Genomic DNA, 15816 nt, shown 5'->3' on the forward strand with positions numbered 1-15816 from the left:
TTGGTTACCAGGCTTGTAGCCAAACGCGTTCGCCGCCCCGGCCTGTTATCATCCAGCACAGATGTATGACGATTTAATGGCAAAAGGGATGTTTTTGTGAAGAACCTGTCAGACCACCCAGGTACCCGGCTCGTCGCTCTGGCGGCCCTGGTGCTGGTGATCCCACTGGGTACGCGCGCCATACTGGGTTGGTCCAACCCGCTCGGTTACCTGTCCGACCTCGCCCTCGGCAGCCTGCTGATCGTGCTGTTGCAGCGCCGCCCGTGGTGGTTGGCGCTGCCCGTATTGCTGGCCTGGGCTGCGCTGTGGGTGGCGTCGGCAGAACTGGTCAGCGCAGTGGGCCGGTTGCCCACCAGCGCCGACCTGGCCTACCTGCTCGACGCCCAGTTCATGGAAAACTCCACCGGTGGCGGCCTGGCCCATGCCTGGCTGCCCTGGGTGCTGGGCACCGGCCTGCTGGCCTGGCTGGGCAGCGCCTGGCGCAGCCGCACACAACGCCCGCAAGCTCTGCCGCGCAAGGCATGGGCCGTTCCGCTGCTGCTGTTTGGCGCGCATTGGGCCAGCCAGCAACTGGCCCCCTCCGATGCAGACCAGTGGCGGCAATACAACCTCACCCACCAGCTGATGTCGGCCGGCGTCGGCGACCTGCAACGCCGCTTCGAAGGCTGGGCAGGCCACAAGCAGCCCTTCACGCCACTGGCCAGCGCTGGCCTTACCCAGTCCGACCTCCATGGCCAGCGCCTGCTCGCCGGGCCCGGCAACGCCCGCAACCTGCTGCTGATCACCGTCGAAGGCATCCCCGGGGCCTACCTGCGGCCCAATCGCCAGGCCCTGCACAGCCGCTTCGACGAAGACCTGATGCCCAGGCTCAGCCGCTGGGCCGAGCGCGGCATGAACACCCCGGACTACGTGCTGCATACCCACCAGACCATCCGTGGCCTGTATGCAATGCTGTGCGGTGACTACGACAAGCTGGCCAACGGTACGCCAAAGGGCGTGGAACTGCTGACCCAGAACGAACGCAACCAGGCCTGCCTGCCGGCGCAGTTGCGCCAGGCCGGCTTCACCACCCACTACCTGCAGGGCGCCGGCCTGCGTTTCATGGCCAAGGACCGCATCATGCCGCACATCGGCTTCGAGGCGGTGCACGGGCTGGAGTGGTTCGCCAACAAGAACTACCTGGACTTCCCCTGGGGCAAGGATGACCGGGCCTTCTTCGAAGGCGCGCTGGACTACGTCGGCGAGCTGCAGCAGCAGGACCAGCCGTGGATGCTGACCCTGCTCACCGTGGGCACTCATCAGCCGTACTCGGCACCGGCCGACTACCTCGCGCGTTACGACACGCCGAAACAGGCGGCGGTCGCCTACCTGGACGACGCGCTCGGCGCCTTCCTCGACAATCTCGAACGCCAGGGGGTACTCAAGGACACCCTGGTCGTGGTCACCTCTGACGAGTCCCACGGCATCGATGGCGTACGCCTGGCCTCGTCATGGGGCTTCAACCTCACCCTGGCGCCCGAGCAGGCGCAGCTGCCCCGGATCAAGCGCGGCACCTACGGCCATGTCGACCTGGCCACCTCCCTGCTCGACTATTTTTCCCTGCCGATCCCTATGGCGCTCGGCGGTCGCTCGCTGTACCGCGACTACGACAGCGGTCGCGAGATGATCGCCTACACCAACGGCATGCTGCGGTACCACGACGGCCAGGGGGTGTTCACCGAATGCGACTTCCAGCAGCGCTGCCGGCGCTACGCCAGTGACGGTTTCATCGCCGACCAGGCACGTTACCTGGGCCCGGGCGACAGCCTGCTCGGCCAGCAGATCGGTGCCCTGGCCGGCGTGCTCGACCAGTCCCTGCTGCAAACCCCGCTCAACCTGCGTTACCAGTTCGGCGGCCCATCGCCGATTCAGTTGCGCAAGCGCATTCATGACGACTGGGCCGACAACCTGATCGGCGCCCAGTATCTGGAAATGCCCGAAGGCTCGCATACCCGTGTGCGGGTCAAGGTGCGCTCGCTGGACCCTGAGCGCGCAGCCTATATCAAGCTCAAGGCCAAGCAGCTGGAGCAGGACGTACCGCTGGGCTTGCCCGAAGAAGTGAAAGTCACCGCCGACGCGCCGCTGGAGATGGAATTCAGCTTCGACAACCCGACCGCGCGCAAGGCGTTTTCCTTCCATCTGCTGGGTTACGGCGGCGGCCAGGTGGAAGTCAGCGACTTCAGCGTGATCACCGCGCTACCCGGCGAGGACGACACTGCCGATGAACTGACCGAGGGCCATATCGCCCATTCGGGTTGAACGGTACCACCGCCCATCGCCCGGCCCGCGCGGCCTGTCGATTCCTTCCTGCCGTGTTCGACCAGAGGGTGAATCCCCAACCTGGAGACAGCACCATGAGCACGCGCGAAGGCAAGCACCCGGTGGTTTCCCGCGACCAGTGGCTGGCGGCCCGCCGCCAGCTGTGGCTGCACGAAAAAGCCTTTACCCACCACCGCGACGCGCTGGCCGCAGCCCGTCGCGCCCTGCCATGGGTCAGGGTGGAGCACGACTATCACTTTCATGGGCCGGACGGCGAACTGAGCCTGGCCGACCTGTTCGCCGGCCGCAGCCAGTTGCTGGTCTACCACTTCATGTTCGCCGAGGGCTGGAGCGAAGGCTGCCCCGGTTGCTCGTTTCTGGCCGACCATTTTGACGGCGCCAACCTGCACCTGGCGCATCACGATGTATCGCTGGTCGCGGTATCACGGGCAGCGTATGCCGAATTCCAGGCCTTCCGACGGCGCATGGGCTGGCGGTTCCCGTGGTATTCGTCACAGGGCAGCGGGTTCAACGCGGACTTTGGCGTCAGTGTCGGCAGTGACGGGCAGCGGCAGTACAACTATGAACCGTATAACGGCAGTGAAAGCGAGTTGCCCGGGCTGAGTGCGTTCTACCGCGCGGCAGACGGCAGCGTATACCACACCTATTCAACCTACGCCCGCGGCCTGGATATTCTGGTCAACACCTACAACTTCCTCGACATTGCCCCGCTGGGGCGCAATGAGGGCGGGACCATGGATTGGGTGCGCCATCATGATCGCTATGACGGGCAGCCAGACTCGAGCCATTGCTGCCACACATGATGCAGCACTGCATGAGCCCGAGGCCTGCACGATTCCCTGTGGGAGCGGGCAAGCCCGCGAAACAGGCAACGCGGTAGATGGCACCGGCTGCGCCGGTGTTCGCGGGCAAGCCCGCTCCTACAAGGGATCGCGCCAGCTTTTAGAAATTGACCAAGACCGCTGCTACCACAAGGGCGCGACCTGTCAGCCGCGCACACCCAGCATCCCGCGCTCGACGATGAAATCGATCACCGCCTGCAACCCCTCGCCCCTCTTCAGGTTGCTGAAGGTCCATGGCCGTTGCGGGCGCATGCGTCGGGTATCGCGCTCCATCACTTCCAGCGAAGCGCCGACATACGGCGCCAGGTCGGTCTTGTTGATCACCAGGAAGTCCGACTTGGTTATCCCCGGCCCACCCTTGCGCGGGATTTTCTCGCCTTCAGCGACATCGATGACGTAGATGGTCAGGTCAGCCAGCTCCGGGCTGAACGTGGCACTCAGGTTGTCACCGCCGCTCTCGACGAAAATCACTTCCAGGTTGCCAAACTTGCGCGCCAGGGCCTCGACCGCCGCCAGGTTCATCGAGGCGTCTTCGCGGATCGCGGTGTGCGGGCAGCCGCCGGTTTCCACACCGACGATGCGCTCCGGCTCCAGCGCGCCGGCTTCGGTGAGGATGCGCTGGTCTTCCTTGGTGTAGATATCGTTGGTGACCACGGCGATCTGGTAGTGGTCGCGCATGGCCTTGCACAGCGCTTCGAGCAGCGCCGTCTTGCCGGAGCCGACCGGGCCGCCGACACCGACGCGCAGGGGTTGTTGATAGCTTTGCATGCAGGCAGTCCTCAGGAACGGAACAAACGGGTGTATTGGGTTTCGTGACGCGATGAGGCAATGGCCAGCAACGGCAGGCCGCCGCCGAGCTGGTCATCATCCAGGGCCAGGGCCTGGTCGAGTGCTGCGGGCAAACCTTGGCTCAGGTCGCGCAGCAAGGTCTGCGCAGCCTGCTGGCCGAACGGCACCAGCTTGACCCCAGCCATCACCGCGCCCTCCAGCCAGGCGAAGCCATGGCCCAGGGCCAACTGACGCAGCGGGATGGCCCAGTGGGCAGCCAGCCAGGCCATGCCGCCGAGCTGAGTGAGTTCGAGGCTGGCGCGCCAGGGCGTGGCCTGGCCCAGTTGCCAACCGTCCAGCAATCGCGCCAACGCCGCGCCGCGCTGCTGCTCTTCCAGGCGCAGCTCGGCGGTTTCGCGATTGGCCAGCAGAAAGCGGCTCCAGTGGCCGAAGGACTCGGCGTCCTCGGCCTGGCAGGCCTGATACAACCGTGCCAAAACGGGCCAATCGAGCCGCGCCAGGGTGTCGTCGATCTGCTCGCGCTGCCAGCCAGCGAAAGCCTCCACATCGCCGACCCAGCCCGCCTCGACCGCCCACTCCAGGCCCTGCGAGTAGGTGAAGCCGCCCACCGGCAAGCCGGGGCTGGCCAGCTGCAGCAGGCGCAGCAATGCCAGGTCGCTGTCCATCAGCCCGCCAGTACCAGCGCGGCACTGGCCAGCAGGCCACCGCCAAAGGCCTTTTGCAAAGCGCTGTGCCGGCGCAACAGGCAACCGAGCGCAAAACCGGCCGCCAGCAGCAGGCCGCTGACCGTGACGAAGCCGGCGCTGAACTGCCAGAACGCACTGGGCGTGGCTTCCACGCCATGGGCCCAGCCATGGAACAGGGCAAACACCGGCATGGCCATGGCCAGCAGCAATTGCCGACGCGGCAGCAGCACGGCCCCGGCAGCCACCAGCAGCGACACGGCAATCAGGGTTTCCATGCCCAGCACATCGCCGAACAGGTGGCCGCACACCGCACCCGCGAACATCGCCACCAGGGTCGCCAGCGGCAACGTCAGGTTACGCCGGGTCAACGCCGCGAGTACGCCGGTGCCCAGCAGCATCAGCAGGTGATCAAGGCCGGTCAGCGGGTGCAGCAGGCCATCCTGCAGCGGGTTGCCGTCGTGCCCAGGGTGGGCGAAGGCTGGTAGCGCCAGCATCAGCAGAATCAGGGCGAAAGTCTTTTTCATCGTTTGCTCCGGGTAGTTCAGGAATGGGCAGGCAGGCGCACGAAGGGGTGATCGTGGCTTTGGCTATGGCTATGGCTATGGCTATGCGACGCGCTTTGGTAAGCGCCCGCCTCCGGCTCGAACGGCGCCTGTTCGGCTTCTACCGTCAGGCCCAGGCCACGCAGCATGTCGTCCAGCACATGGTCGTGCTGGAAGCGCAGCAGGCCGGGTTCGATCTGCAGCGGGACATGCCGGTTACCCAGGTGATACGCCGCGCGCGCCAGCAGGTGCGGGTCGGCGCAGCGCACCGTGGACACTGCCTCGGGCGCCGCCAGCACCCGGATCAGCTCGGTGCCCGCAGCATCGGCCAGCAGTTCGCCGCCACGCAGCAAGTGGCCGCGTTCGAGCATCAGCCCGGCCTCGCGGCCATCGTCCAGGGTCACCCGCAGGCGGCTTTTGATGCGGCTGTCGACGTCCAGGGTAACGGTGCCGGTTGGGTCCAGCGGGCCGGGCGCGCTGATACGGCGGGTCAAGACAATCATCGGTGCTCCTTCAGAACAGGAAATAGCGCTGGGCCAGCGGCAGTTCGCGGGCCGGCTCGCAGACCAGCAGCTCGCCATCGGCGCGTACCTGGTAGGTCTGCGCGTCGACCTCGATCAGCGGCTGCAGGGTGTTGTGAAGCATGTCCGGCTTGCGCACCCGGCGGCAGCCCCGGGCCACGCCGATCAGGCTGCGCAGGTTCAGCTCAGCGGCCAGGCCGCGGTCCATCGCCGCCTGCGGCAGGAAGGTCATGCGCGTGGCATGGCGCGCCGCGCCCAAGGCGCCGAACATGGGCCGGTAATGCACCGGCTGCGGCGTGGGAATGGAACCGTTGATGTCGCCCATGGGCGCGCTGACGATCATGCCGCCCTTGATGACCAGCGCCGGCTTCACCGCAAAGAACGCCGGCGCCCACAGCACCAGGTCGGCCAGCTTGCCAACCTCCAGCGAACCCACTTCGTGGCCGATGCCGTGGGTCAGTGCCGGGTTGATGGTGTACTTGGCGATGTAGCGTTTGACCCGGAAGTTGTCGCTGTAGGCGCTGTCCGGCGCCAATGGCCCGCGGCGCAGCTTCATCTGGTGGGCCACCTGCCAGGTCCGCAGCACCACTTCGCCGACCCGGCCCATGGCCTGGGAGTCGGACGAGGTCATGGCAAAGGCGCCCATGTCGTGAAGGATGTCTTCGGCAGCGATGGTCTCGCGGCGAATGCGCGACTCGGCGAAGGCCACGTCTTCAGCGATGCTCGGGTCCAGGTGGTGGCAGACCATGAGCATGTCCAGGTGCTCGTCCACGGTGTTGACGGTGTACGGCAGGGTCGGGTTGGTCGAGGACGGCAGGACGTTGGCCTGCCCTGCGGCACGAATGATGTCCGGGGCATGACCGCCGCCGGCACCCTCGGTGTGGAAGGTGTGGATGGTGCGATCGCCGATGGCCGCCAAGGTGTCCTCGATGCAGCCGGACTCGTTGAGGGTGTCGGTGTGGATCGCCACCTGGATGTCCATTTCCTCGGCCACCCCCAGGCAGCAGTCGATGGCCGCCGGGGTCGAACCCCAGTCTTCGTGCAGCTTGAGGCCCACGGCACCGGCGGCAATCTGCTCGCGCAGCGCTTCCGGCCGCGAGGCGTTGCCCTTGCCCAGCAGGCCGATGTTGATTGGCAGGCTGTCGGCGGCCTGGAGCATGCGCGCCAGGTACCAGGGGCCGGGCGTGCAGGTGGTGGCATTGGTGCCGGTGGCCGGCCCGGTACCGCCGCCGATGAAGGTGGTGACGCCGCTGTTCAGCGCCTCCTCGACCTGCTGCGGGCAGATGAAATGGATGTGCGAGTCGACGCCACCGGCGGTGACGATCTTGCCTTCGGCCGCGATCACCTCGGTGCCGGGGCCGACCGGGACGTTGACGCCCGGTTGCACATCGGGGTTGCCGGCCTTGCCGATCACCGCGATACGCCCGTGCTTGATGCCGATGTCGGCCTTGACGATGCCCCAGTGGTCGATGATGAGGGCGTTGGTCAGCACCAGGTCCATGGCGTCGGCGGCGAGCATCTGGCCCTGCCCCATGCCGTCGCGGATGACCTTGCCGCCACCGAACTTGACCTCCTCACCGTATACGGTGAGGTCCCGCTCCACCTCGACCCACAGTGCAGTGTCGGCCAGGCGTACGCGGTCGCCCACGGTGGGGCCGAACATGTCGGCATAGGCCTGGCGGGAAATGCGGCTCATGCCCTGCCCTCCAGCGCACCCATCACCTTGCCTTGAAAGCCATAGACTTCGCGTTTGCCGGCGTAGGCCACCAGCTGCACGGTGCGCGCCTGGCCAGGCTCGAAACGCACGGCGGTCCCGGCCGGGATGTCCAGGCGAAAGCCCAGGGTTGGCAGGCGGTCGAACACCAGCGCGTCGTTGACCTCGTAGAAGTGGTAATGCGAGCCGACCTGCACCGGCCGGTCGCCATGGTTGGCCACGCTGACGCTGAGCGTTTCACGGCCGCTGTTGAGTTCGATGTCGCCAGCGGCGACCTGGATTTCACCTGGAATCATGCGCGCCTCCTGGGCAATGTCAGACGATGGGGTCATGCACGGTCACCAGCTTGGTGCCATCCGGGAAAGTCGCTTCGACCTGCACGTCATGGAGCATCTCGGCAATGCCGGGCATCACCTGCTCGCGGCTCAGCACCTCGCGGCCCAGGCTCATCAGTTCGGCGACGGTACGGCCATCCCGGGCACCCTCGAGCACGGCGGCACTGATCAACGCCACCGCTTCCGGGTAGTTGAGCTTGAGGCCGCGGGCCAGGCGCCGCTCCGCCAGCAACGCGGCGGTGAACAGCAGCAGTTTGTCTTTCTCTCTCGGGGTCAGCTCCATGGCGCTCTCTCAGGTGGCCCAGATACGCGGCGGGCACGCCGGCAGGCCGAGGACGGCCGGGCGCAGCAGGTGCCACAGGCGTTGCAGGGTGCGTTGCAGGTGTTGGTTGTCATGGTCGAGCACACGGATCACCAGCAGCGACCCAAGCAGGGTCGCGCCGGCCGGGTTGGCCAGTTCGTCGAGCAGCGCACGCACCTGCTCCAGCACGGCCTGGTCGGCGGGTGCGGCGCAGAAGGTGGCGAGCAGCGGGTGCCCGCCCAGCTTGTCCAGCTGCCCGCCTGCAAGGCGCAAACGCTCGTGCAGGCCGACCTGGTCGGGCAATTCGATGTGCAGGCGGCTGTCGAGGGCGCCGTGGTCGAAACGCTCGTTCATCACCGGGCGCCCTAGGCACAGGGTTTCCCAGGCCAGCAGGCGCGCCCCCGGCTCAAGGGTGAAATGGCTGGCGAGGCTGACGCGGGCGCCGGAGAAGAAAATGCTGTCTTGCGGCAGCCACTCCAGGGTGCTGCCGGCCGCCAGGTGAAAACGCTGGGTCAGGCGCGCGGTCGGGCCGATGCTGCGGTAGAACTTGCTGGCGCCGGGCATGGTCAGCAGCGCGTGGCTGCCGGGTTCCAGCTGAACGTCCAGCGCCAGGCGGTCGCCGGCGACGACACCACCGGGTGGGTGCAAAACGTAAACATGGCACGGTGCACCTTCGGGGTAGAACGGCCGCTGCACCAAAAGGGGACCGAAGTGCCGCCATGCACCAAGGCGGGTCACCGCGTCGCGCCTGACAAAGCGCAACTGCAGCTGGGCACTCCAGCCGCTATCGTCTTGTTGTGGTTCGATCTGCTCCGCGAGCGACATCCTGCGGCCCCTGAAATCCGTGGCCTGTTGGCCGTTTAGAGGGTCCGCGGCGTGTGCATGCCTGCACGCACAGCCTGACCACTCGATCAAATTCGCAGGCTGGATATAGCAGGTTGCGGGCCAACTTCGCAGGTGAAGGAAGATGAAACTTGCACGGCAGCCGCTCTGGCCTCAGGCATTCAGGGGATGGTGCACAGGTTGATCGGTACCTGGATGCCAGTGCTGCAGCTGTGGGAGCGGGCATGCCCGCGAAGGGCCGCAAAGCGGCCCAAGACTATCGAGGCTCAGTAATCGAAGCGGTCCACCGCGCGCCGGCGTTCGTTGTCGTCACGCCGATCATAAATGGCCGTGGTCTGGATATTGGCGTGATGCGCCAGCTTCTGCGCAATCGACAAGTCATGCTCTTCGATCACCCGGGTAATGAAGGCCCGGCGGAAGTCGTGCGGCATGATCTTCACCCCCACCTGTGCACCGCGCTGGCGCGCGATGTAGTAGATGGCATGCTTGGTGATACGCGCCCGGGTGATGTGGCTGCCACGGCGGATGCGGTTGAACAGGAACGGGTCGTCTTCGGCGCCGGCAGGCAGGTCCTGGCGGCGCAGGTCCAGCCACGCCTGCAACTTCTCGAACGCCCACGGCGGGGCGTACTTGATCAGCTGGCGGTTGCCTTTGCCCAGCACCTGCAGGCTGCGCGCCGCAAAGTCCACCTGGTTCAGGTCGATGTCCACCGACTCCGACTTGCGCATGCCGGTGCCGTACAGCAAGGCGATGATCGCCGCGTCACGCACTCCCTGCGGCCGTGGGTCGGCGGCACACACATCCATCAGTTCGCGAATCAGGCTGCGGCGCAGGTTGCGCCCGGGCGGCAGCCGGCTGCCGCTGGCCGGCTTGACCTCGCGGATGCGCAGCAACTGCTCGTGGTCGATCAGGCCCTGGCGCCAGGCCTCGTTCATCACCCCGCGAATGGCGTTGACGTACAGCGACGAGCTGTTGGGGGCATAACCATCGGCACGCAGCGCCGCCACCAGGGCCATCACATGGCCGGGCTCGAGCCGATGCCAGGGCACATCGACAATGTTGCAGTCGACAAACCCCAGCCGGTCGGCGGCGTCCTGAAGGATGTAGCGCATGGTCTGCTGGCTGGAGGGGGCCAGGCGGGCCATGTACTGCAGCAGCGGATTTTTCGAGAGGTCGGACAAAGCGTGAATCCTGTAGCGGAGCGTTGGCCTGGGGTGCACCGGCCAATCCCTGAAGCGGGTCAAAACGACATGGAAATGTGTCCGGATGACTGCAATTACAGCGTGTCATTCGGACCTGGCGAGAGGCCATCACCTTGATATGCAAGGGGTTTGCAACTGGCACGGATCGTGATCTTACCCCAATTGAGCCCACTGAACGAACGAAGGACCGCCCATGCTCGTGCAACCGATCGCTTCACGCCCACGCCAGGCCGTCTGGGGCCTGGGTTTCCGCCCGTTCTTCCTCGGCGGCAGTCTGTTTGCCCTGGTGGCCCTGCTGTTGTGGGCTGGGGTGCTGGCCGGGCTGCTGAACCCCACGCCGCCCGGCGGCATGCTCGCCTGGCACCGTTTTGAAATGCTCTACGGTTTTGCCGCCGCCATCGTCGCCGGCTTTCTGCTGACTGCGGTGCAGAACTGGAGCGGCATCCCGGGCCTGAGCGGGCGGGCGCTGCAGGGCCTGTTCCTGCTCTGGCTGCTGGGTCGGGCCAGCTGGTTCGTGCCGCTGCCAAGCGGCTTGCTGGCGCTGATCGAGGGCAGCTTCCTGCCGCTGGTGGCCTTGGCCCTGGCGCGGCCGATCGTGCAACGGCGCTTGCGCAACAATTACCCGATCGTCGGCCTGGTGCTGCTGATCGCCGCTTGCCAGTGGCTGACCCTGGCGGGCTGGTTGCGCCACGACGAACTGTTGCAGCGCCGCGGCGTGTTCGCCGGGTTATGGCTGGTGGCGGCGATGATGACGGTGCTCGGCGGGCGGGTGATTCCATTCTTCACCCGGCGCGGGTTGGGCAACATGGCGCCGACCCCGGCCCGCCCGTGGCTGGACCGTGCCTGCCTGCTGCTGAGCGTGGCGGTACCGCTGGCGTTTGCTTCGGGCCTGGCCGACACACCGCGTAGCGGCCTCGCCGTGCTGTTCGGTGCCTTGTTCGCCGGGCACGCTGCGCGCCTGGTGTTGTGGCACGACCGTGGCCTGTGGCGTGTGCCGCTGCTGTGGTCGCTGCACCTGGCCTATGCCTGGATCGCCGTTGCCTGCCTGGGCATGGCGCAGTGGCACGCCGGGGTAGCGCTGAACCCGAGCCTGGTGACGCACGCGCTGACCGTGGGCGCCATGACCGGCTTGATTGTGGCGATGATGGCGCGCGTCAGCCTGGGCCATACCGGCAGGCCGCTGCAGGTGCCCGCCAGCATTGCCTGGGCGTTTGCCCTGATACAACTGGCGGCGCTGGCCCGGGTAGTGCTGCCGCTGTTCACGCCGCTGGGGGTGAGCGTTTCGGCACTGTGCTGGAGCCTGGCGCTGTTGCTGTTCCTGCGGCACTACCTGCCGATTCTGCTGCGGCCACGGGCGGACGGCATGCCGGGCTAGCTCAGATGCCTGTCCAGGGCCGCCCTGCGGCCCATCGCCGGCAAGCCGGCTTCCACACTGACCGCGCTGCGTTCAAGGCTACTGCTGGGCTCGGCGCGGTCGGTGTGCGAGCTGGCTTGCCGGCGATGGGCTGCACAGCAGCCCCAATGACACTGACCGACGCCATCAGGGACAGTTTTCGGCCACCGGCCACCAGCCTGGGAACATCTGCTGCACCCGGGGTTCGGCGAAACGTTCGTCGATCAGCACCAGCACACCGCGGTCCTGGTCGCCACGGATCACCCGCCCTGCCGCCTGGATGACCTTGCGCACGCCCGGGTAGAGATAGGCGTAATCGAAACCGGCGCCAAACTGCCGCCCCAGGCGCTGCTTGAATTGTTCGTTGACCGGGTTCACCTGAGGCAACCCGAGCGTTGCGACAAACGCGCCGACCAGCCGGGTGCCGGGCAAGTCCACGCCCTCACCGAAGGCGCCGCCCAGCACGGCAAAGCCCAGCCCACGGCCATCCACCACAAAACGCTCGAGAAAGCCCTGGCGAGCTGCTTCGTCCATGCCCGGTTGCTGGGCCCACAGGGGGATCTGCGGGTGCTGCTCGGCCAGCAACCCGGCCACCTGCTGCAGGTATTCGAAACTGCTGAAGAACGCCAGGTAGTTGCCCGGCATCCGTTCATATTGCCGGGCAATCAGCTCGACGATGGGCGCCAGCGAAGCCTGGCGTTGCTGGTAGCGGGTGGAGACCTGGCTGGCGATGCGCACTTCCAGTTGTTCGGCCCGGAACGGCGCAGCCACTTCCAGCCAAGCGGTATCGGCCGGCATGCCCAGCAGGTCGCTGTAGAAACGCCGCGGGCTGAGGGTGGCGGAAAACAGGGTCACGCTGCGTGCCGCCTGCATGCGCGGGGCCAACAGGCGTGCCGGCGTGACATTGCGCAGGCACAGGGTGGCCAGCCGCCGCTGGCGCGGGCCCTGGCGCTGGCTGATGTCGAACAGGAAATGCTCGTCGAACAACTCGGCAACCCGGCTGAACTGCAACGCCTGGTAGAAGAACTGCAATACCTGCGGGTCGATTTGCACGGGGGCCTGGTTCAGCTGTTCCTGGATCAGCCCGATGCACTGCTGCAGGGCCCGCAACAGGCCGTCTGGCAGCGACTCGCTGGCCTGGTACGGCGCACGCTGGTCCTTGTAAAGCGCGTTCCACTGGCGGTTCAGCCGGTGAAGGGCACTGACCAGCCCTGGCGGCTTGCTCTGGCGCAGGGCCAACAACTGGCCCTGATCCAGACTGGCGCTGTACATGCTGCGCCCACGCTCGACCAGGTTGTGCGCTTCGTCAACCAGCACCGCCACCCGCCACTGGTTGGCCTGGGTCAGGCCGAACAGCAAGGCGTGGGCATCGAAGTAGTAGTTGTAGTCCGCCACCAGCACATCGACCCAGCGCGCCATTTCCTGGCCTAGGTAATACGGGCATACCTGGTGCGCCAGGGCGACCTCGCGCAGCCGGGCCCGGTCGAGCAGCGGCAATGCTGCGGCCGCCTCGCGCGCGGCCGGCAGGCGGTCATAGAAGCCCGCAGCCAAAGGGCAGGATTCGCCATGGCAGGCCTTGTCGGGGTGCTCGCAGGCTTTGTCGCGGGCGATCAGTTCCAGCGTGCGCAGGGCCGGCTGCGGCGTGGCGTCGGTGAGCTGGCGCAAGGCATCCAGGGCCAGCGCCCGGCCCGGGGTCTTGGCCGTGAGAAAGAACAGTTTGTCCAGTTGTTGCGGCACCATGGCCTTGAGCAGTGGAAACAAGGTACCGAGGGTTTTGCCGATGCCGGTGCTGGCCTGGGCCATCAGGCAACGGCCGGTACTCACCGCCTTGTACAAGGTTTCCGCCAGTTGTCGCTGGCCCTGGCGAAACGCCGGGTACGGGAAGCCCAGCGCCTGCAGCCCCTGGTTACGCTCGGCCAGGCGCTGCGCCTGCCCTTGCGCCCAGGCCAGAAAGCGTTGGCACTGGCTTTCGAAGAACGCCTGCAACTCGCCCGCCGTGCAGTGTTCGCTGATCAGCGTCTGGCCATCGTTGTCGATGTCCAGGTACACCAGCGCCACTTCGATGGTCGGCAGTTGCCGTGCCTGGCAGAGCAACCAGCCATACACCTTGGCCTGTGCCCAATGCAGCTGGCGATGGTTGGCCGGCTGGCGCGACAGGTCGCCACGGTGGGTCTTGATCTCTTCGAGGCGATTGCAGGCGGGGTCATAGCCATCGGCGCGGCCACGCACCGTCAAGCCCTGGAACTGGCCTTCGAGGGCAATTTCCGACTCGTAGCCGGCAGCGCGCCGCGCTACCACCCGCCGATGCCCTTCGATCCCCTCCTGGGCCGTGGGCGATGGGGTGAAGCGCAGGTCCAGGTCGCCGACCTTGGCACTGAACTCGCACAAGGCGCGCACCGCCACGCGGTAGCTCACGGCGCCTCGCTCCAGCGCACATGGCACACCGCGACCGGCAGGCCGTGAGCCCGGCAGAACGCCAGCCAGCGCAGCTGGTTGTCCTGCAGACGGTCGCCGGGGCCCTTGACCTCGACCATGCGGTAGCGGCCTTGCCCGGGCCAGAACTGGATCAGGTCCGGCATGCCGGCGCGGTTGTTGCGGATGTCTTGCAGCAAACGCAGGAAGCACTGTTTCAGATGCGCCGCCGGCAGGCAGGCCAGGGCTTGCTCGAGCAGTTCGTCGCCGAGCATGGGCCAGAACACGAACGGCGATTGCAGGCCCTGCTTGGCGGCAAAGCAGTCGCGAATCGCCTGCTGATGGCTGCCATCGTCAAGCCGACCGAGGCAGCGCGCGAACAGCGTACTGCGGCGTTGCTGGAAGTCACTGTCGTGCAGGTCCTGAGGGGCGGCCTGGAAAGGGTTGAAGAACGCGCCAGGCACCGGGGCGAAGATCGCTTCCCAGCACAGCAGGCCGAACAGGCTGTTGAACAGGGTGTTCTCCACGTAATGCACCGGCCCGCCGTCTTCCGCCAGGTGCTGGCGTACCGCTTCTTCTACGCCCAGCGCAGCTAGCTCGGCAGGAAGTTCCAGTTCGATCAGCTCCAGCGGCGCGACACGCTGGCGCCGTTGTGGCGGGCCGCCCAGCTTGCGTGCCAGGCGTGGCAGCATGCGTTCCAGCGCTTGCACTTCCAGGGCGTTGGCCGGTGCCGCCGCCAGTTGCAGCGCCAGTGCGTGGGCCTGCGACCACTGCTCGCTGCGCTCCAGCACGCGTACCTGGCGGATGCGCGCCTGGGCATGGCTGCACTGCGCGTACACGGCAAAGGCCTGGTCCCAGTCACCCAGGCGCTCGCATTGCTGGCCGAGGGCGAATTGCAGGCGCGCGTGGCGCCGGGCCAGCCAGGGGTTGTCGCTGGACAGCCCCTGCATCGCAGCGAGGATCGACAGCGGGTCGTCACCTTGCTCCAGGCGCTCGGCGCATTGGTGCAGGGCCATGGCCAGGTCGACTTCGCCACGGTGCCGCAGGGCACGCGAATCGGTGCTAAACGGCACCTGTTCGTAGCGCAACAGGCCCAGGTCGGCGAGGACGAAATCCGACCAGTCCTGGTACAGGTTGCCGAAAAACAGCAGGCGCATGCGATCACACAGGGGTTGCAGGCACCACTGCAGGATACGTACGCCGCAGTCCGGAAACCATTCGGCCAGTGGCCGCGGCTGCAGGCCCAAGGGTTGCAGTTGCGCCAACAGGTCATGTTTGGCAGCGCGCGGGCGCGGCAACTGCGCGGCAAAACAGCGGGCAAGTTCGTCCTTGCGCAGCAGGGCGAACAGCTGCTCCAGCGCCAGTTGCGCGGGTTCCCGTACCCAGCCGAGGGCCAGCAGCGGTTGCAGGGCCTGCGCGGTATCGCCGATTTCGCCATAGTCGAGCCGGTCGCTACGAAACAGCTCGCCCTTGCGCATGACCATACGCACCATCAGGGCCTGAGCAGGCGCGCTCAGTTGGCCGAAGGTACGCAGGAAAGCGAGGTCCTGATCGTCGAGCAGGTCTGCATAGCGTTGTTCGACCCACAGCAGCACCTGGCGGAAATTGTGCAGGTAGTAGAACGGGTCGTCGACGGAATGGGCAATCACGGGATGGGTCGGGCGGCTGGAATGGATACTGGTTATACATACAGATTAGTATGCCTGGCAAGTGCCGCAGGTCGCGCCAGCTTGGCAATGCGCAAGCGGTCCGCTTGCCCTGTGGAAGCAGGCGACGCGGTGCATGGCACCGGCTGCGCCGGTGTTCGCGGCCACGGTCGCTCCCACAAGGACAGCGTGAGCCCGGACCTGCGCCGTCCCAGTGGGAGCGGGCAAGCCCGCGAAGCAGGCGACGCGGTGGATGGCACCGGCTACGCCG

14 protein-coding genes are annotated in these 15816 nt (G+C 66.6%); 3 read left to right on the forward strand and 11 right to left on the reverse strand.

Annotated elements, in window-relative coordinates:
- The first annotated feature begins 96 nt into the window (after positions 1–96).
- Positions 97–2298 carry an LTA synthase family protein gene (locus C6A77_RS18935; RefSeq protein WP_114170844.1) on the forward strand — a complete coding sequence of 734 codons (2202 nt, stop codon included), beginning with the start codon at positions 97–99 and terminating at the stop codon, positions 2296–2298.
- Between the two features lie 95 nt (positions 2299–2393).
- Positions 2394–3122, forward strand: a complete 729-nt coding sequence (locus C6A77_RS18940; RefSeq protein ID WP_114170845.1) for a thioredoxin family protein — start codon at positions 2394–2396, stop codon at positions 3120–3122.
- Positions 3123–3305: 183 nt separating this feature from the next.
- Here the strand turns inward: C6A77_RS18940 and ureG are convergent, their stop codons facing one another.
- From ureG to C6A77_RS18990, 9 genes are all read right to left on the reverse strand, one after another.
- Positions 3306–3929 carry an urease accessory protein UreG gene (gene ureG / locus C6A77_RS18950; protein ID WP_114170846.1) on the reverse strand — a complete coding sequence of 208 codons (624 nt, stop codon included), beginning with the start codon at positions 3927–3929 and terminating at the stop codon, positions 3306–3308.
- 11 nt (positions 3930–3940) lie between these two features.
- Positions 3941–4615 (reverse strand): urease accessory UreF family protein, encoded by a 675-nt coding sequence (locus C6A77_RS18955; protein WP_114170847.1) that lies wholly within the window; start codon positions 4613–4615, stop codon positions 3941–3943.
- Positions 4615–5160, reverse strand: a complete 546-nt coding sequence (locus C6A77_RS18960) for a HupE/UreJ family protein (protein ID WP_114170848.1) — start codon at positions 5158–5160, stop codon at positions 4615–4617. The genes C6A77_RS18955 and C6A77_RS18960 overlap by 1 nt, the downstream gene beginning before the upstream one ends.
- A 17-nt stretch (positions 5161–5177) precedes the next feature.
- Positions 5178–5681, reverse strand: coding sequence for an urease accessory protein UreE (gene ureE / locus C6A77_RS18965; RefSeq protein WP_114170849.1), 504 nt, complete (start codon positions 5679–5681; stop codon positions 5178–5180).
- Between the two features lie 10 nt (positions 5682–5691).
- On the reverse strand, positions 5692–7395 hold the full coding sequence (gene ureC / locus C6A77_RS18970; protein ID WP_114170850.1) for an urease subunit alpha: 1704 nt from the start codon (positions 7393–7395) through the stop codon (positions 5692–5694).
- Positions 7392–7709 (reverse strand): urease subunit beta, encoded by a 318-nt coding sequence (locus C6A77_RS18975; RefSeq protein WP_114170851.1) that lies wholly within the window; start codon positions 7707–7709, stop codon positions 7392–7394. Before C6A77_RS18975 ends, ureC begins: the two co-directional genes overlap by 4 nt.
- Positions 7710–7728: 19 nt before the next feature.
- Complete coding sequence (locus C6A77_RS18980) at positions 7729–8031, reverse strand: urease subunit gamma (RefSeq protein WP_003256923.1); 303 nt, start codon at positions 8029–8031, stop codon at positions 7729–7731.
- A gap of 9 nt (positions 8032–8040) precedes the next feature.
- A complete protein-coding gene (locus C6A77_RS18985) occupies positions 8041–8874 on the reverse strand; it encodes an urease accessory protein UreD (RefSeq protein ID WP_114170852.1) in 834 nt (277 codons plus the stop codon).
- A 284-nt stretch (positions 8875–9158) separates the two neighbouring features.
- Complete coding sequence (locus C6A77_RS18990; protein WP_114170853.1) at positions 9159–10073, reverse strand: tyrosine-type recombinase/integrase; 915 nt, start codon at positions 10071–10073, stop codon at positions 9159–9161.
- A 214-nt stretch (positions 10074–10287) separates the two neighbouring features.
- Between C6A77_RS18990 and C6A77_RS18995 the strand changes: the two genes are divergently transcribed.
- A complete protein-coding gene (locus C6A77_RS18995) occupies positions 10288–11469 on the forward strand; it encodes an NnrS family protein (RefSeq protein ID WP_114170854.1) in 1182 nt (393 codons plus the stop codon).
- A gap of 165 nt (positions 11470–11634) precedes the next feature.
- On the opposite strand, the gene C6A77_RS19000 is transcribed toward C6A77_RS18995, so the two are convergent.
- Positions 11635–13902 carry an ATP-dependent DNA helicase gene (locus C6A77_RS19000; RefSeq protein ID WP_114170855.1) on the reverse strand — a complete coding sequence of 756 codons (2268 nt, stop codon included), beginning with the start codon at positions 13900–13902 and terminating at the stop codon, positions 11635–11637.
- Positions 13899–15548 carry a VRR-NUC domain-containing protein gene (locus tag C6A77_RS19005; protein WP_114170856.1) on the reverse strand — a complete coding sequence of 550 codons (1650 nt, stop codon included), beginning with the start codon at positions 15546–15548 and terminating at the stop codon, positions 13899–13901. Before C6A77_RS19005 ends, C6A77_RS19000 begins: the two co-directional genes overlap by 4 nt.
- Positions 15549–15816: the final 268 nt, after the last annotated feature.

The sequence above is a fragment of the Pseudomonas sp. AFG_SD02_1510_Pfu_092 genome, assembly GCF_003331055.1.
Taxonomy (GTDB): domain Bacteria; phylum Pseudomonadota; class Gammaproteobacteria; order Pseudomonadales; family Pseudomonadaceae; genus Aquipseudomonas.